Origin of the sequence: Acinetobacter johnsonii ANC 3681, assembly GCF_000368805.1 — a bacterium.
GTDB classification, from domain to species: Bacteria; Pseudomonadota; Gammaproteobacteria; order Pseudomonadales; family Moraxellaceae; genus Acinetobacter; species Acinetobacter johnsonii.
Window position 1 is genome coordinate 112,165 of record NZ_KB849703.1, and the last position, 17,266, is coordinate 129,430.

Annotated in this window: 15 protein-coding genes; 7 read left to right on the top strand and 8 right to left on the bottom strand. The window is 41.5% G+C overall.

The window, feature by feature from the left end; translation table 11 throughout:
- The first annotated feature begins 154 nt into the window (after window positions 1-154).
- Both yccS and F946_RS00870 read left to right on the top strand, forming a co-directional pair.
- Window positions 155-2,296, top strand: a complete 2,142-nt coding sequence (gene yccS, locus F946_RS00865) for a YccS family putative transporter (RefSeq protein ID WP_080632281.1) — start codon at window positions 155-157, stop codon at window positions 2,294-2,296.
- Between the two features lie 114 nt (window positions 2,297-2,410).
- Window positions 2,411-2,710 carry a DUF3817 domain-containing protein gene (locus tag F946_RS00870; protein WP_004977999.1) on the top strand — a complete coding sequence of 100 codons (300 nt, stop codon included), beginning with the start codon at window positions 2,411-2,413 and terminating at the stop codon, window positions 2,708-2,710.
- A gap of 114 nt (window positions 2,711-2,824) precedes the next feature.
- Here F946_RS00870 and craA read toward each other — a convergent pair whose 3' ends face one another.
- The 5 genes from craA to F946_RS00895 all read right to left on the bottom strand — a co-directional run bounded on the left by craA (window position 2,825) and on the right by F946_RS00895 (window position 9,027).
- Entirely contained in the window at window positions 2,825-4,054 is a 1,230-nt protein-coding gene (gene craA / locus F946_RS00875) for a chloramphenicol efflux MFS transporter CraA (protein WP_004978006.1), read from the bottom strand.
- A 248-nt stretch (window positions 4,055-4,302) separates the two neighbouring features.
- The gene (locus F946_RS00880) at window positions 4,303-5,193 is read right to left on the bottom strand and encodes a pirin family protein (protein ID WP_004978012.1); all 891 of its coding nucleotides are present in this window, start codon (window positions 5,191-5,193) and stop codon (window positions 4,303-4,305) included.
- A 3-nt stretch (window positions 5,194-5,196) separates the two neighbouring features.
- Window positions 5,197-7,017: an NACHT domain-containing protein gene (locus F946_RS00885; RefSeq protein WP_004978013.1), complete on the bottom strand. Its 1,821-nt coding sequence runs from the start codon at window positions 7,015-7,017 to the stop codon at window positions 5,197-5,199.
- Window positions 7,018-7,104: 87 nt separating this feature from the next.
- A complete protein-coding gene (locus tag F946_RS00890; RefSeq protein ID WP_004978014.1) occupies window positions 7,105-7,476 on the bottom strand; it encodes a hypothetical protein in 372 nt (123 codons plus the stop codon).
- A 141-nt stretch (window positions 7,477-7,617) separates the two neighbouring features.
- Window positions 7,618-9,027, bottom strand: a complete 1,410-nt coding sequence (locus F946_RS00895) for an FAD-binding oxidoreductase (RefSeq protein WP_004978025.1) — start codon at window positions 9,025-9,027, stop codon at window positions 7,618-7,620.
- Between the two features lie 364 nt (window positions 9,028-9,391).
- Here F946_RS00895 and serA point away from each other — a divergent pair, with 364 nt between their 5' ends.
- The 3 genes from serA to F946_RS00910 all read left to right on the top strand — a co-directional run bounded on the left by serA (window position 9,392) and on the right by F946_RS00910 (window position 12,690).
- The gene (gene serA / locus F946_RS00900) at window positions 9,392-10,624 is read left to right on the top strand and encodes a phosphoglycerate dehydrogenase (RefSeq protein WP_004691438.1); all 1,233 of its coding nucleotides are present in this window, start codon (window positions 9,392-9,394) and stop codon (window positions 10,622-10,624) included.
- Between the two features lie 138 nt (window positions 10,625-10,762).
- The gene (locus F946_RS00905; RefSeq protein ID WP_004978026.1) at window positions 10,763-11,638 is read left to right on the top strand and encodes an EamA family transporter; all 876 of its coding nucleotides are present in this window, start codon (window positions 10,763-10,765) and stop codon (window positions 11,636-11,638) included.
- 179 nt (window positions 11,639-11,817) lie between these two features.
- Window positions 11,818-12,690 carry an EamA family transporter gene (locus tag F946_RS00910; protein WP_035326228.1) on the top strand — a complete coding sequence of 291 codons (873 nt, stop codon included), beginning with the start codon at window positions 11,818-11,820 and terminating at the stop codon, window positions 12,688-12,690.
- A gap of 41 nt (window positions 12,691-12,731) precedes the next feature.
- Here F946_RS00910 and F946_RS00915 read toward each other — a convergent pair whose 3' ends face one another.
- The 3 genes from F946_RS00915 to truB form a co-directional block, all read right to left on the bottom strand.
- The gene (locus F946_RS00915) at window positions 12,732-13,190 is read right to left on the bottom strand and encodes a hemerythrin domain-containing protein (RefSeq protein ID WP_004978028.1); all 459 of its coding nucleotides are present in this window, start codon (window positions 13,188-13,190) and stop codon (window positions 12,732-12,734) included.
- 158 nt (window positions 13,191-13,348) lie between these two features.
- A complete protein-coding gene (locus F946_RS00920; protein WP_004978029.1) occupies window positions 13,349-14,116 on the bottom strand; it encodes a sulfite exporter TauE/SafE family protein in 768 nt (255 codons plus the stop codon).
- A 33-nt stretch (window positions 14,117-14,149) separates the two neighbouring features.
- Window positions 14,150-15,055, bottom strand: a complete 906-nt coding sequence (gene truB, locus F946_RS00925) for a tRNA pseudouridine(55) synthase TruB (RefSeq protein ID WP_004978030.1) — start codon at window positions 15,053-15,055, stop codon at window positions 14,150-14,152.
- 154 nt (window positions 15,056-15,209) lie between these two features.
- Here truB and F946_RS00930 point away from each other — a divergent pair, with 154 nt between their 5' ends.
- Both F946_RS00930 and F946_RS00935 read left to right on the top strand, forming a co-directional pair.
- Window positions 15,210-16,241, top strand: coding sequence for a lipase secretion chaperone (locus F946_RS00930; RefSeq protein WP_004978031.1), 1,032 nt, complete (start codon window positions 15,210-15,212; stop codon window positions 16,239-16,241).
- 54 nt (window positions 16,242-16,295) lie between these two features.
- Window positions 16,296-17,261, top strand: a complete 966-nt coding sequence (locus F946_RS00935) for an esterase/lipase family protein (protein WP_035326231.1) — start codon at window positions 16,296-16,298, stop codon at window positions 17,259-17,261.
- The last annotated feature ends 5 nt before the right edge of the window (window positions 17,262-17,266 follow it).

Here is a 17,266-nt window from a genome sequence, read left to right on the forward strand (position 1 = left end):
GACTTATACACACAATGCAGCGGAGCCATGCTCCGCTGCATTTTTATTGTCATAGGTGAATTTTTCATGCAATGGACCACAGCATTAAATTGACAGTGCCCTGAAAAAAGTTCAGGCTAAAACCAAAATAAAACTAAGCCTAGACTATTACATCGTGAACAATTTTCGTCAGTGGTTTCAGTCCAATGCAATTTTTATGTATTGCTTGCAAATTTTGATTGTGCTGAGTGGTACAACCTTAGGTTTATATTTCTTAGGACTACAACAGCTTATTGTTCCGACCACATTAGGTGCAATTGCAACAGCCCTGACCGACTTCGACGATCGGCTTAGCATTCGTCTCAGAAACCTTGCCTATGTCTGTGTCTTGTTCTTTAGCGTCAGTAGCATCTTAGATTTTTTGCATCCTTATAAATTCTTTTTCATCTTATACTTATCACTGTCTAGTGCTTGTTTTATTTTACTGGGAGCACTGGGGCAACGCTATGCAGCAATGAGCTTTGGCACCATTCTACTTTCCCTATACAGCATGTTTGGCCTAGGTGAATATTCGGTTTGGTACTTTCAACCCAGTTGTTTTGTCTTAGGGGCATTGTGGTATGGCTGTACTGCCATTGTGTTTTATATCCTTAAACCCACCTTGGCCGTTCAGGACAACTTAGCCCGCTGTTTTAATCAAGTTGCCGATTTGCTCAACGCAAAAGCACGTCTATTCGACCCAGACAATCGAGACAATGTAGAAGCGCTGCTCTACGATTTATCCTTACAAAACAGTACTGTGGTGCAAAGTTTTAACCACACCAAAAGTTCACTACTGACGCGACTAAAAGCGTCTCGCGCCAACCAAAATACGATTTATTGGCTCAACCTCTACTTTCTCGTTCAAGACATTCATGAACAAGCCAGCTCTAATTATTTACACTATGAGCAGTTACATCAAAACTTTAGCCGTACTGACCTCATTTTTCGTATTCAAAAAAATATTCGGCTACAAGCCCTTGCCTGTCAGGCTTTGGCACGGTGTATCTTAGCCAATCAAACCTATGTATCCGATCCAACGACCACTCAGGCGTTGCTGAATTTACACAGTTCCATGCAGGACTGGATTCGAGATCATCCACACAATATTGAAGTCAAAAATCTACAACTGATTTTAAATAATTTGGACAGTGTGCATGAACGTTTTCAGCACCTCAACGAACTACAATCGCGCCAAGAACAGCGTTATCAACAGCATATTGATAACCTCAACTTATATGATGATGATATTCATGATTGGCATGATCTGTGGCTCAAACTCAGCCAACATCTCACTCCCCAATCCGCACTGTTTCGCCATGCGGGGCGTATCGCCTTTGTCTTTGCTGTCGGTTATGGCATCTCGCTTCTGCCCTTTGCGCAACATGGCTATTGGATTTTGCTCACCAGTTTATTTGTTTGCCAAATGCGTTATTTTGCCACCAAGAGTCGCTTAAAAATGCGAACCTTGGGCACTATTTTGGGCGTTATTTTAGGGATTCCGCTACTGTATTTCGTCCCAAGTATTGAAGGACAGCTGTTACTGACCATTATTTTTGGCGTGTGCTTTTTCTATCTCAGTTCCAAGAAATATGCCATGGCGACCCTGATGGCAACACTCATGGTGCTGCTGATTTTTAACTTAAAAGGTGCAGGCTATGCCATTATTTTACCGCGAATTATAGATACCCTCATTGGCTGTGCCATTGCTTGGTTCGCAGTGAGTTTTATTTGGCCCGATTGGGACTTCCGCAATATTTCCAACACCATTAAAAAAGCATCCGATACAACCCTCAACTATTTCAATGCCATCTGTGAGCAATATCAACACGGCAAAAATAATAGTCTGGCTTACCGCAGTGCACGACGTACTGCGCATAATGCCCAAACTGAACTGGCGAACATGATCTCCAGTCTCAGTACCGAGCCCAATCCAAACCCAGAACTGGTACATCATGCTTTTCGCTACTTGGTATATAGCCACAGTCAACTCAGTTATATTTCTGCTTTGGGAAGTCACCGAGAATTGGTGCAGGATACACAAGTGCTGGAACTCATGCTGTGGTGTCAAAATACGCTAAATCATGTACTGCTCTATCAGCAGGCATTAGCTGAACTCGACATCCAGCAAAAACTGGCAGAGATTAAACGCTTAAATGCTCAAGAAACAATGAATCAGAATTTACACTTGGTCCTCAAACAAATCAGTCTACTACTGGAAACTCTGCCCGAATTGCTGAAGTTAAAAACTGAACTACTGGCCCGAGATATTAAATAAAACGGACGACACAACGTCGATCTTTAAAAGCTTCATGATGTACGGGTGTATTGTGGTTCATTTTTATCTGGTTCTTGCGTACACTCGAGCTTCATTCTCATAGATTTTTTGACCATGAACATTCAGACATTACGTGTTGTAGGATTTTTAGAAGGGATTTCTTTTTTACTGTTGTTATTCGTTGCGATGCCAATGAAATACATCTTTGATAACCCGATCCTAGTCAAATACGTGGGTATGGGGCATGGCGTATTATTTATCCTGTTTCTCATCGTACTGTTTGTGGTCTGTGAAAAGCAAAAATGGTCTTTGAAGATGTTTATTTTAGGTCTGATCGCTTCAATCTTACCCTTTGGTCCTTTTGTGTTTGATGCCAAAATTAAAAAATTAGAACCTGAGCAAGCTGAAGCCTGAGTTTAAAAACTGGCTTTAAAAAGGATTTTTTAAAGCAGTAATAAAAAAGCGCCCATTCAAATGAATGCGCGCTTTTTTATGATGTGAGCTTCGCTGAATTCAGTGAATAAAATTTTAGTAAACACCACGCTCAAGACGTTTTTGCATCACTTTTTTCACGGTCGCACGTGGAAAGCTAAACCAAAGTGCAATCAAAATGAGGCAGACTAAACTATAAGCCCAAAGACCAAATGCCACATAAGCCATGCGAACCAGTTCAATCACGAAGAAGAACGTAAACATCATCAGAACCGAAACGGCTGCGGCAACCGTCCCTTTGGACACTTCCGATGACATCAACGCAAAGCGGTATAACACCGAAAAACTAATGCCTTCACCAAAGCTCACCAAAGTCATTCCCACAATCAGTAACGGCAAGAAATAACTTTGGAAAATGGTGCCGAGCACCACCAACAGCGTACCGACGAACATCAAAGGCAAACCGAGTAACACAGTTTTACCCAGTGCCATTTTGTCGATGACTTTAATCAGCACAATATTACCTAGAATGAGACCACCCAAGACGGGGAACTGCGCTAAGCCGTATTGCATACTGCTTAAGCCAAGTTCTTCGACCAAGATTACGGGTGATAGTGCAATCCACAACATCAATGGCATCGCGACCATGGGTAGGCCAAAGGTGAGCGCCAAAAAGGTCTTATTTTTATAGACCGTTTTATAGTCATCCCAAATATAGCGCAGCGGCTTTTTAGAATGACGCTGCTGTGTCGCAGGCATTTTGGCGTTTAAACCAAACCAACTTAAAAAAGCCAAAAAGGCGATGCCAATAAAGCCCCAATGCCATGACACATGGTCAATCATAAATGCGCCCACTACGGGACCAAGCAGCGGTGCCAGCAGAGAAATATTGGCCATGAGTGCCATGACTTTAATGGCATCACGCTCTTCAAAACTTTCCTGTACTGCGGCATAACCCACCGCAGAAATCATCGATAGCCCCACGCCTTGTAAAAAGCGGAGCGCCAAAAAAGACTCAATGCTTTGAGTGAGTAAAATCGCGAGGCAGGTCAGCACGAAAAATGCCACACCTGCGAGCAACACTTTTTTACGGCCTAAACGGTCTGAGAGTGGTCCAAGCAGCCACGCGACACAAGCACCGCCCAGTAAGTAAAAGGACATAGAGGATGGTGCCCACGCACTGCTTACTCCAAAGTCTTGGGTAATCGCGAGCATAGCAGGCTGGACTAAATCGTTACCGATATAGACCGAAAATTCGAATAAAACCAATGCCAAAGGAAACATCAATGTGACACGGCTTAACTTTAAAGTTTGTACGTTTTGCATTGTTATCTACATATAAAATGCGTACAAGCCTGAGCAAAGTCAGTTAGAGGGAGAGACGACTAAGCCCAATGGCAAGCACTGTAAAATTGAATAAAAAATGTGTGGGTGCGAGAAATGCACACTGGTTTTACGCTGTATTCACAAAGCGTTTTTAGAAAAGGTGTTATTAAAATAGACTGAGCGGTGACACTGACAAAGCTCAGTTAAGCTATTTTAGCAGTGTTGCATCTGTTTGTATTGTTACTTTTTTAAGTTTCATCTGTCGCATTTGGTTTTGTATTAGGCGCAATAAAATGCCCTTGTTTTAAGTCCTCATACGCCTGTAAAACTTCGGTGAAGGTGTTCATGACAAAATAACCGCGTCCATAAATCGGTTCATTTAAAGGCTGCCCACTGAGTAATAAAAAAGCGCTGTCTTGTACCGCTTGTATTTCAAGGTGCTCGCCATGATTGGACATGACTGCCATCTGCTGTGCTTCAACGGTTTCGCCACTATTGAGTTGAAGACGACCACTACGGATATACAGCAGTGTCGTTTCGCCTTCCAATGCAGGTAAAACTGTTTTCGTATCCGCTGCAAGCTGAACATCCAACACGGTCATAGGGCTATGCGTTTGAGCAGGCCCTGTCTGGTTTTCATACGTCCCTGCAATCACCCTGACCGTTCCTTGAGCTTTCGCCAACTCAACTTCTGAAATAGCTTCATGACTCAAGTGTTGGTAACGTGCAGGATTCATTTTGTCTTTGGCTGGTAGGTTGACCCACAGTTGGATCATTTCAAATGCCCCACCTGTTTTGGAAAATGCCTCACTAAATACTTCTTCGTGTAGTACTCCAGCCCCTGCTGTCATCCACTGTACATCCCCTGCCCCAATCACACCGCCACTGCCTGTAGAGTCCTGATGGGTGAGTTCACCTTGATAAACAATGGTTACGGTTTCAAAGCCACGATGCGGATGTTCACTCACGCCCTTTTTTAAGCGAGTTGGTTGTAAATAACTCGGGCCTATATGATCCAGCAATAGAAAAGGTGAAACCGAATTCCCCAGTTCATAGTGTGAAAATACGGAGACGACTGGGGCAAAGTCGCCAACAGCCGTCCGTGTACTTTCTGAGTGAATAAAGGCAAGGGTTTTCATTAATTAAAAGCTATAATCATCGACTTGATGTATATTTAGCACTTTGTGAATTTCAACATAGTTTTTTTCAACATCACTTATAAATGAATTTAAAAATATTAATGTATTAGAAAATTTACCAGCCATATTAGCGGATCTAATTTTTTTAAATGAAAATTCCTGTAAATGTTTTTCAAGTGCATTCCCATCAATTCTTCCTTTGATATTATTATCACTTACACTCGAAAAATAATCTTTAAAAACTCCTTCTTGCTCAGCAATTTCATACTCTTCATTTTTTGCTTTTGAGATAACCGAAACACTGAATCTTTTAATATTTGAGTAGTTCTTTTTAATATCTACAATCAAGTGTCTTGATGTATTATTTCTCAAATAATTACTAAAATAATCATGAACATAGTCTTTAAAAATAATTCTTAGCTCAGGAACTTCTTTAACAAAACTGACATATGTACAATCAAGAAAATCTTTACTTCGAATAGAGCTTAAACTTTCTTCGTAAATTCTATTTAATAAAAAATGATTGTAATTATACTCATCTATTACCCTTAAAAACTCTGCGACCTTTTCATATTGGTCATATTTAATATAAATCTCATGATATAATTTTTCTGGTTCACCTTTATCTCTAATAAATTCTGCCGCAAAATACTCAGGAATACTTTTATGTATGAATGCAAAGAGATATCCCTCTCTTACAATAAAGCACAGAACTCCTGTTAAATCATAAATTAAATCATCTACACTGCACTCTAATTTATTTATTTGTATTGCTCTTTCAACTAACCGCCTAAATACACTTTCATCAAACGCAAAAACTTGTTGCTTACAACACATATAAGATATCAATTGAAGAATTTTTCTTAGACTCTTATTGTCTAATTTAGTTGCTCTATCTCTTTTAAAGTCAATTTTTGTATTGTCATGCTTTCTAAGGACTAGATCAAATAACCGATCGTAAAAGTCTTTCACATGTTCTGGTATTATTTTTTCATGTTTATATATAAAAACAAATAAATTAACCATCAAAGGTGTTATTAATGCATCCTTAACTTCAATATTTGATGATTCTATTCCAGATATAACAGCGACTTGCATTTTTTTATCTTTCAATAATGCATTAACTATATTTTTCTGAGCGTTAAAATCTAATTTTTGAATTTGAAAATTTTGAAAAATTGTAGAAGAATCAATTACATTCTCAGGTCGGCTGGATACAACAAAGTTTAAATTCGGATATTTTCTCAGCAATCCCTCCAGTCCTAATACAATTTTTGGCATATCATCAATATGAATTTCATCAAATCCATCAAAAAATAAAGTCACTTGACCTGTCAATAACACATATTCTATAAGCTTCTGACTCTTAATATTTAGCCACTCGCTAAATAGTTGCTTCAACACATGTTCTAAATTTTGTCCTTTCTGTAAATATCTTAGTTCATAAAACAATGGAATCTTATTATGTTCTAACACCTCACTGATTGCCAAATGGCGCATTAACACAGATTTACCCTGCCCCACGATACCTGATATTAAAATTTTTCTATGTGCTTTAATATCTTCGAGATTCCTAACTTGAAATACTTTTTTTTCTTTAGCATTAGCCAAATGAGGTGGTACATAAAACTCATATAAACTGACAGACTCCTCAAAATCATTCAATGTTCTTACATATTGTAGTTGTGAAATTTTATCTAAATAGTTTTCTTTGGCTAAATTAAACTTATATGCATCTTTAAAAAAACTAGATACTTCTAATGCCCCTTTTAATAATTTATCAACTAAACCATCTGAGACTTTACTTAAGCTTTCTAGATCCATATTTACCCCCTCAAATAAAAAGCGCATTAGTCAATACGCTTTTATGGATCAAAACTGTCTAAAGTTCAACTATAAATCAAAGATTTATTATGAGCACTTCGCCGTTTGGAAATTCTTGGTATTTTTACCGCGCGCACATTGGTAAGAGGTTTTCGTCGCAGTTTTTTCCCAGTCACCATCGACCAACTTAAAGTTATACACGGTACGTACTGACTTCACCGAATCATCTAACAACCCTGTTTCAGTCACTTTAACTTCTGCCGCAGTCGGTGACTCAACCGTATTAAAGTACTGACGAATTTCAACCGTAGCCAACTCATTACGCAAATCTGGACGCTCTTTGAGTACCTGAGCCAACGGCGTATCTGACGAACCAACTTTATTCACCAACTCTTTGGTCGTCGCACAACCTGACAATAATCCCACACATACGGCTGAAGCTAAAATAAGACGCAACATAAATTCCACCCAAAATTCATTATTTATCAATCCATCATGCCTTTTTTAGGCCTATTACACTATTTAGTAAATGTAATTCAGTTCCTTCAGCCATAAAAAAAGCGCATCACGGTGGATGCGCTTTTAAAACTCAATTCGAACTTAAAGGTCGAATAATTTACCTGGGTTCATAATCCCGTTTGGATCGAAAACTTGCTTCAATGCCTTCATATATTCAATTTCTTCTGCTGAACGGGTGTAGTCAAGGTATGGCTTTTTGGTCATACCAACACCGTGCTCCGCAGAAATTGAGCCGTCGTATTTTTTCACAGTTTCGAAGACATATTTATTCACCACCTGACATTTGGCAAAGAATTCGTCTTTGCTTAAGTCAGCCGGTTTTAAAATATTTAGGTGTAAGTTCCCATCACCAATATGGCCGAACCAGCAGATTTCAAAGTCTGGGTAGTTACTTGCCACAATCGCATCAATTTCTTTAATAAATGCAGGTACATGCGTAATTAAGACTGAAATATCATTTTTGTATGGTGTAAATGGTGCAATTGACTCAGAAATGTCTTCACGTAAACGCCATAAGCTTTCCACTTGATCGAGGCTTTGGCTCAACACGCCATCCAGTACCCAGCCTTGTTCCATGCAGTGCTCAAAAATTTCCATCGCCTTATCCATAATTGGCTCAAATGGCGCTTCAAATTCTAACAATACATAGAATGGACATTCAGTTTCAAATGGACGTTGTACATGACCATGTGCCAACACTTTTTGCATTGCAAGTTCACCAAAGAACTCAAATGCAGTCAGGTCAATTTTTGCTTGGAAAGCATGCAGTACAGGCATCACAGCATCAAAGTCAGGTACGCCCAATACCATTACTTGAAGGTCCTGCGGTTGGCGTTCCAGCTTGATTTCAGCTTCAGTCACTAAGCCCAGTGTCCCTTCACCACCAATGAATAAATGTTGCAGTGCATAACCAGTCGCGTTTTTGATCATGCCTTTGTTCAAACGCAGCACATCACCCTTACCTGTGACTACAGTTAAACCGAGTACCCAGTTACGCGTCATGCCGTATTTAATCACTTTAATACCGCCTGCATTGGTGCCAATATTTCCACCAATTTGACTCGAACCCGCAGAAGCAAAATCAACTGGGTAATACATGCCTTGCTCTTCAGCATAGTTTTGCAACTGCTCAGTCACCACGCCTGCTTGGACGCGAACCATACGGTCTGCTGGGAAGAATTCCAAGATTTGGTTCATCTTGTCCATGCTCACCACAATTTCACCGTTGGCAGCGACTGCACCGGCAGATAAGCCAGTACGACCACCTGATGGTGTAATCGCAACATTAAACTCATTTGCAAGTTTCACAACCGCTTGCACTTGTTCCGTGCTCGATGGAAAAACGATGACTGACGGGTTTGGATCAAAATGTTTGGTATGATCGCGTCCCCAATTTTCAAGGCTATCCGCATCGGTTTTAATGCGGTTTTCACCTACAATTGCTGTCAATTGGGTCAATAACTCTGGGGTTAAAGCGACTGGAGCATTCATCGTTTTCAGACCTTGCAAGAAGTAAACAAGTTGTTTGTGGCACTAGGGTTCTCTGCATGAAAAGCGCTTCATTTCAGTCTTTCCATGCCCTAAAGCTCAGGCAGTTCGTGAGGATTTAAGCAGCAGTGTGCAACTGGCTTATTTTCACGGAGTCATATTATAAGGCATTTTTTCTGTTTCCCGCAGAAAAAGCTGTTTTATTCAGGATACCTTTGAAATGATTAGTTTAATTAGACCAAAAAGACTTTTTTACGCACCATAGAGGCTAAAAATACCCAGCAGAGTCCGCATAAAGGAAATGTATATCGGGCGCGGTACGTGCTATTATATCGCCACTAAATTTGGCCTTTGTAGCGGAGCCGTAATGAGCCAACATCTTTCACTTCCTAAAGATAAAATTCGTTTCTTGTTGTTAGAAGGCGTTCACCAAAACGCAATCGACACACTAAATGCTGCCGGATACACCAACATCGATTATCGTAAAACTGCGCTTGAAGGTGAAGCGTTGAAAGAAGCGATTAAAGATGCACATTTCATTGGTATTCGTTCCCGTACACAACTCACTGAAGAAGTGTTTGAAGCAGCGAATAAATTAATCGCTGTTGGTTGTTTCTGTATTGGTACCAACCAAGTGAACTTAAATGCTGCGATGGTTCGTGGTATTCCAGTATTTAACGCACCATACTCAAATACACGTTCAGTGGCTGAACTTGTACTTGCTGAAGCTATTCTTCTTCTTCGCCGTGTACCTGAAAAATCGACAGATACACATGCAGGCGGTTGGAACAAGTCAGCGGTTGGTTCGTTCGAAACTCGTGGCAAAACTTTAGGGATTGTCGGTTACGGTTCAATCGGTTCACAACTTTCTGTCCTTGCTGAAAGCTTGGGTATGAAAGTGATCTACTTCGACACAGTAACAAAACTACCATTAGGTAATGCACGTCAAGTCGGTAGCTTAAACGAACTTTTAGCCAATGCTGATGTTGTTTCTTTGCATGTGCCTGATGTTCCGTCTACACGTAACTTCATGACCAAAGAAAAGTTTGCACAAATGAAAGAAGGTGCAATCTTCATCAATGCTGCACGTGGTACATGTGTCGTGATTGAAGACTTAGCAGATGCCTTGAAATCAGGTCATGTTGCTGGTGCTGCGGTTGACGTGTTCCCGAAAGAACCAAAAGCCAATGGTGAAGAGTTCATTTCTCCACTACGTAATATTCCAAACGTGATCTTAACTCCTCACGTGGGTGGTTCGACTATGGAAGCGCAAGCAAACATTGGTTTAGAAGTGGCTGAGAAATTCGTTTCTTATTCAGATAAAGGCATGACTTTATCTGCGGTGAACTTCCCAGAAATCGCGTTACCGTTGACCGAAGGCAAACACCGTTTACTTCACATCCACAAAAACGTGCCAGGCGTGTTGTCAAAAATCAACAACTTGTTTGCTGAACACGGCATCAACATTTCTGGTCAGTCTTTAATGACCAAAGGTGATGTTGGTTACTTGGTGATGGATGTAGACGCAACAGCATCTCAAGAAGCTTTAGATACTCTACAAGACGTTGAAGGTACAATCCGCGTTCGCGTATTGTTCTAATTCGACTCTATTTAAAAACCACAGCTGCCAAGCTGTGGTTTTTTTATTTTTGAATACTTGTTAAAATTTTATGTGCCACCCAAGCACATTCTCCGCTACTTTTCGCAAGTATTCACTTCTCTATCTAGTATTCTAATAATGCCAAATCTAAAAAGTACTCCCCACCTCCAAGCGACCTTTTTATTGCTGATTGCAATGCTCAGCTTGCAAAGTAGTGGTTCACTGGCCAAAGTGCTGTTTGATCAATTTCCCATTTTAACCGTTTCCGCCATGCGCTTGCTGTTGGGATCAATCATTTTGGCTGTGCTGTTTAAAATTTGGCAGGTTGATTTTAAGCAAGTCAAATATAAAGCCATTCTCAGCTATGGTTTTGCTTTGGCAGGCATGAACCTATTGTTTTATTTATCCATTGCTCGCCTGCCACTCGGCATTGCAGTGTCGTTTGAGTTTATTGGCCCGCTCAGTGTTGCTCTGTTTTATGCCAAACAACGCTTTGACTTTGTTTGGGTCGGGCTGGCTATTTTAGGCTTGGTTTTACTGTTTCCTTTCGACCAAGCAGCTCAACCTTTAGACCCTCTTGGGATCGCATTTGCACTAGGTGCAGGTGCATGTTGGGCCTTGTATATCGTGGCGGGACAGCGCCCATCGGGTGTTTCGGGAAATCATACCGTGTGCTTAGGCATGTTTGTCGGCATGCTGATATTAATGCCACTTGCCCTATTCAGTGGTTTACCCACAAATGTCTTTGAACCCTCAAACTTGATTTATTTCATAGCTTTGGCAGTTTTGGCCAGCGCTCTGCCTTTTAGCTTGGAAATGATTGCGCTACGCAATTTAACCGCTTTAAGTTTTGGGACGCTCATGAGTCTTGAACCTGCTATCGCAGCACTATCCGGTTTTGTATTTCTAGGCGAGCAACTATTGTGGTCACAGTGGCTTGCACTCAGCGTGATTATCATGGCGTCTATTGGTTGTACTTATACAGCCCAGAAAAACCGCCAAGCCGCAGTTTAAACCATGTGATCCAGCATTTGAATTTAGCTTTTAAATCCAACGGCTCTATCAATTACTTTTAAATTCATGTCGTTGCATTAAAAAAAATTCAGCTTATTCAGCATCCAACTTGGGTGCTGAATCGTTATACTAATCCACCTTCTTAAAATAACAGGTCGCTATGACCTAATGTGTGCATGATGCCTAATTCTCAACTGATGGCAGTGATGTTCATGGTCTTGTCCATGCTGTCCTATCAAATCAGTGCTTCTTTTGCCAAGCAGTTGATTGCCGTGCTAGATCCTCTCACCGTGGTGACTCTTAGATTGTGCTTTGCCGCAATTTTAATTGTACTGATGTTCCGCTCATGGAAGATTATCAAACGCTTACCGCATTTAAAGTGGAAAGATTTACTCAGCTATACGGCAGCTTTATGCCTCATGAATATTTTATTCTACGCTTCGCTGGGTAAACTGCCGCAAGGTATTGCCGTAGGTTTAGAGTTTTTAGGCCCTTTAACTTTAGCGCTACTCTCGATCAAACAACGTCGTGATTATATTTGGGTCGGATTAGCGATTTTAGGCATTGCACTGATGGTGCCGTGGCATCAAGCCAATGCAACCAACTTCTCCTTCTTAGGAGCCGCATTTGCGGTTTCAGCGGGTGCTTGCTGGGCGCTGTATATTTATTTTGGGCAAAAAGTCGTCCGTCAAAATATCGGCATGCATGCTCTCAGTATTGCTATTGTGATCTCAGCCTTGGTGCTTCTGCCCATTAGTGCCACGCATAACCCTACAGCGCTAATGCAAACGGAATACTGGCCCAAAGCCTTATTGATTGCACTACTCGCCACAACCATTCCCTATGCTCTAGACCTCATGGCGTTGAAACGTTTAAGTAAACTCAGCTATGGGACGCTTTCAAGTTTGTCACCGGCTTTAGCAGCCTTGGCAGGTTGGTTACTACTGAAAGAACAAATTAGCATGTGGCAAACGTTGGCGTTGGTTTGCATTATGATTGCCTCTGTTGGGGTTACCTTTAGAGCCAAACAGCAAAGTGATGACGCGATTTAATCACAAAAGATGGCACTCGCCATCTTTTGTTTAAAATGGACTTAAACCAAACTATCTTTTTCAATTTTTTTGTACTTTTTGTATTCCTGCTGATACTGCTTGGCGAGCGCAGTCTTTTGAGCATCGAGTAAAATTTTTCCGGCTTGCTGAAAAAAACCATGCTCCTCTTCTTGTAAGTGATGATGTACAGTTTCCGATAATTTTTTTGCAATTGCCAACCAGCCCGGATTGGAGAACTCCGTCTCGGTCAATTGTTCCAATAACTCATCCATTTTATGGTGTTCTGCCAAAGCATGGCGGGTAATGTTGAGACCCGAATCAGTCATCATTAAAGGGATATAAAAATAACGGTCTTCTGCCACAGCATGGGCAAATAATTCATTTTTAAGGCGTTCAAATAGCTCACGGCGCTCAGGCGTATCCCCTGAAGTTTGGAGTAGTCGTTCAGCCAAATTTCGTTGTATAACGTGACTTTCTCTTAAGGCTTCAAATATATTCATTCTATGCTCCAGTTCAGTTCAACTTAAAACATCATTTTTTATTGAAAAGCTTCTTGGCACAGCATTGAGTGCGCTGTATTGATCTTAAATGCAATAAACGAGAAATGAGGTCACAGACTGCGCGTTTTTTGTAATGAAGTTTTAAAGGTATCGCACCATTACATCAAAAACATTTGATAGCTCAATCTTACAATCAGAATCGTCACCAAAATAAGAAATAAAATACGAATAAAGCCGCTGCCATATTTCAGCGCCATTTTTACCCCACAAATAGACCCGATCATATTTGCGACGGCCATCGTGCCTCCTACAGCAAAGAGCACATGCCCCGAGGGAATGAAAAAGCTTAGCGCTGCAAGATTGGTCATCACATTGCCAATTTTAGCCAATGCCGCCGCATGCAAAAAATCAACGCGTAAATAGCGAATAAAATAGAAAATAAAGAAGCTGCCCGTACCTGGGCCAAACAAACCATCGTAAAAGCCAATGGCTAAACTTCCAATCCCCGCCAACAGCAAAATTTTAGGCGTCACACGCTGTGCCATATGCACTTGCCCAAATTGCTTCTTCATGAGGGTATATACCGCCATCACAATCAACATGACCAAGACAAAGGGTTGGAGGACTTCTTTTGGAATCATGGCGACACTGGCCGCGCCCCCAAATGAACTGATGGTGGCACACACTGCGACCACAGCCAAAAGTTTCCATTCAAAGCGCACTTTGCGGGCAAAGGAAACGGCTGAAGTGGCTGTACCCACCACTGCCGCTAATTTGTTGGTGCCAAATAAAGTGGCAGGTGCCATTGACGGAAATGCATTCATCAAAGCGGGAATTTGGATCAGCCCACCACCACCGACGGCAGCGTCAATTGCGCCTGCACAAAAGGCAAAAAAGATCAGACTGATAATAATGTCGATGTCCACGCCTTGTCCTTTTTACCGAGTGATATATTTCGATTATAGATTTAAAACCCGCTTTGGAACCAATCTTTTCTTATCAGTAATTTCAGCTAAGCCTAAGCATTTTTCCCCATCGAAAACCAAGACCTGTACTTCGGCTGTATGCTCAATATTACTTTCCATACCGCGACTAAAGTATTCACTGCGTCCTTCTGGAACTTGTACTTTAGGAAAATGATCTACAGGTGCATATACAGGTAACAACAGTGCTTCGCGCTCTTGTTCAGACAAACTTTCCAAATACTCAATGGTATAACTTGGAATGAGATCAAAATGACCCGTTTTAATGCGGTGTAAATAAGTTAAATGACCATAAGTACCCAATGCCTTCGCAATATCTTCGCCTAAAACACGAATATATGTGCCTTTCGAGCAGGTAATATCGAGGGTGACACTGTCTGCTGTGAATGAAAGCAGCTCAATCGCAGAGATGGTAACTGGACGTGCTTCACGCTCAATCTCAATCCCTTTACGGGCTAACTCATATAAAGGACGACCATCTTTCTTCAAAGCGGAATACATTGGTGGCACTTGCTGAATATCACCCATAAACTGAACCAAAACGGCTTCAATCAACTCTTTGGTTAACTCAGGTACAGCCTGCTCTAACAACCGTTCGCCTTCCACATCACCTGTGGTGGTACTGTGCCCTAGCTGAATGATGGTTTGATAGCGCTTCACCGAGTCCAACAAAAAGTGCGAAAACTTGGTCGCTTCGCCCAAACAAATCGGCAGCAGTCCCGATGCCAATGGATCAAGCGCTCCTGTATGCCCCGCCTTTTGCGCACGGTATAACCAGCGCACTTTTTGCAATGCCGCATTTGAACTGATTCCCAATGGCTTATTCAATAAAAATACACCATTCACGGCACGGCGCTGGATTTTTGAAGCAGATGATTTCATAACATAGACACGTCTTAAAGCTGCCGCAATACTATCAACCGCTTGTCTAGTTTTACAACTTTTCTGTTGTTTATTTGCCCTTTTGTTTCAGAATAAATCGAGTTCAGTCATATGAACCAAATAAAAAATACAATAGGGATGTTAGGCATAGGATATGCAAAAAAAGAAATTATGGCTCATTTTCGCCGTGATCATCGTTGTGATTCTTGGTTTTCTCATTTGGCTCGCACCCAATGCAACTGTTGGCTCAAACCAAGGGCCGATTCGCTCTAGCGCTCAAAATACGACAGGCTTATTACCCGCAGCATCAGACTTGCCACATGCTTCAGGGCTGCCTTTTGTCAGTAACAGCCAACAGGACACCGAAGTCAACTGCCAACTGGTGCTCGACCAAGGTAATCGCTTAGTTGTAAATGAACAAACTCGTAATTGTTTTGAATATTTTATTACCCAATATGGTGAAAAAAATATTGACCAGATCAAGCAAGATTTTAAAGCCTATATCCAGCAAGGTTATCAAGAACCTGCGCTTAAGCAAATTTTAGATCTTTGGACTCGTTATTTAGATTATCGTGTGCAATTGGGTAGTCTGAAGGAGCCAAACCTAAATAAAGAAGACCCTGAGTACTATCGTAAAATTTTTACTTTGATGAAAAACCTACGCAGCCAGTTCTTTTCTGACTATGAAATCGAAGGTCTCTTTGGCGCTGAAAATACCTACCATGAATATACCTTAGACCGCATGAGCATCATGGCAGATCAGTCCCTGACCGAAGTACAAAAAGCGCAGAAACTGAAAGAGTTGTTTGCTCAACTGCCTGAAGATTGGAAAGAAAACCTAGAACAACTCTCCAAACTCGAAGATCTGCGTAAACTGACCTCAGATATTAAAGCGCGCGGCGGCTCTGCCGAAGAAATTCGCCAAATGCGCCAGAATCTTGTCGGTGCCGAAGCGACCGTACGCCTAGAAAAACTCGACCAAGATCGAAACAATTGGAAATCTCGGGTCAATACTTACTTAGAACAACGCGACAGCATTCTCAACAGCAACATGAGTCAAGACGCGCAGCAACAAGCCATTCAAAAACTACGTGATCAACAGTTTAATAATTCGCAAGAACAACTTCGACTAGGAGCCTTTGAAACCACACATGACACGGGAGGAAAACTTCCGTTCGCAGATTAAAGCTATACCGTGTTTGACTTTTTCAGGATGAAAAAAATGTTTATAACGAAAAGAATGATACAAACAATGTCACTCGTAGGTCTGGTTACCAGCCTTGGACTCAGCGCAACCACAGCCACAGCTGGATTACAGACGGTAACTGCAAGCGTAAAAAGTAATTATGCTCAAACTAAATATCCATTGCTATTTACCCATGGCATGTTTGGGTTCAGCCGAGTGGGCGTTGCCGAACTTGGACTGGATTACTGGTATCAAATTTTACCTGACTTGGCTCGAAATGGCGCAACCACCTTTGCAGCACAAATTTCACCTTTAGAGTCAACTGAAGTACGGGGCGAACAGTTACTACAACAAGTTGAAGAGGTCATCGCCCTGACTGGCAAGCCCAAAGTTAATTTGATTGGGCATAGCCATGGTGGACCAACCATTCGCTATGTAGAAGCAGTTAAACCGCAATATGTGGCCTCACTGACAGGCGTGGGAGCAACGTTTAGAGGTTCAAAAGTGGCGGATCAGCTTCTTGCCAATCAAGGCGGAACACAACTACTCAGCCTAGCGGCGGATTATATTATTGGTCCTATGCTTGCTTATGGACAAAGTAACCCTGCATTAAAAAGCAATTTAAAGGCATCGCTCACCTCGATTAGCGAGCAAGGTTCCAGTGCTTTTAATCAGAAATATCCAACATCAGCACTGGCTTCAGACTGTAACAAGAGCGGTGCAACATCCAGCAATGGCGTATATTACTATTCGTGGACAGGTACGTCTCAGGTCACGAACATTCTCGATGTTGCAGATAGTGCGATCTCACTGTTGGGGCCTTTGGCCTATGGCCATTTAGACAATGATGGTTTAGTGGCACGCTGTAGTACACACTTCGGTAAAGTCATCCGTGATAACTATGACTGGAACCATTTAGATGAGGTCAATCAAGTTATGGGGCTACGTGGTCTATTTAGCGTAGACCCTGTTGATGTCTATCGCCAGCATGCCAATCGCTTAAAAATGCAAGGACTCTAATTCTA

Bases quoted from the DNA above. Each gene is read 5' to 3' on its own strand.
- F946_RS00870 (WP_004977999.1), top strand. From the start codon at position 2,411: ATGAACATTCAGACATTACGTGTTGTAGGATTTTTAGAAGGGATTTCT.
- craA (WP_004978006.1), bottom strand. From the start codon at position 4,054: ATGCAAAACGTACAAACTTTAAAGTTAAGCCGTGTCACATTGATGTTT.
- F946_RS00880 (WP_004978012.1), bottom strand. From the start codon at position 5,193: ATGAAAACCCTTGCCTTTATTCACTCAGAAAGTACACGGACGGCTGTT.
- F946_RS00885 (WP_004978013.1), bottom strand. From the start codon at position 7,017: ATGGATCTAGAAAGCTTAAGTAAAGTCTCAGATGGTTTAGTTGATAAA.
- F946_RS00890 (WP_004978014.1), bottom strand. From the start codon at position 7,476: ATGTTGCGTCTTATTTTAGCTTCAGCCGTATGTGTGGGATTATTGTCA.
- F946_RS00895 (WP_004978025.1), bottom strand. From the start codon at position 9,027: ATGAATGCTCCAGTCGCTTTAACCCCAGAGTTATTGACCCAATTGACA.
- serA (WP_004691438.1), top strand. From the start codon at position 9,392: ATGAGCCAACATCTTTCACTTCCTAAAGATAAAATTCGTTTCTTGTTG.
- F946_RS00905 (WP_004978026.1), top strand. From the start codon at position 10,763: ATGCCAAATCTAAAAAGTACTCCCCACCTCCAAGCGACCTTTTTATTG.
- F946_RS00910 (WP_035326228.1), top strand. From the start codon at position 11,818: ATGCCTAATTCTCAACTGATGGCAGTGATGTTCATGGTCTTGTCCATG.
- F946_RS00915 (WP_004978028.1), bottom strand. From the start codon at position 13,190: ATGAATATATTTGAAGCCTTAAGAGAAAGTCACGTTATACAACGAAAT.
- truB (WP_004978030.1), bottom strand. From the start codon at position 15,055: ATGAAATCATCTGCTTCAAAAATCCAGCGCCGTGCCGTGAATGGTGTA.
- F946_RS00930 (WP_004978031.1), top strand. From the start codon at position 15,210: ATGCAAAAAAAGAAATTATGGCTCATTTTCGCCGTGATCATCGTTGTG.
- F946_RS00935 (WP_035326231.1), top strand. From the start codon at position 16,296: ATGATACAAACAATGTCACTCGTAGGTCTGGTTACCAGCCTTGGACTC.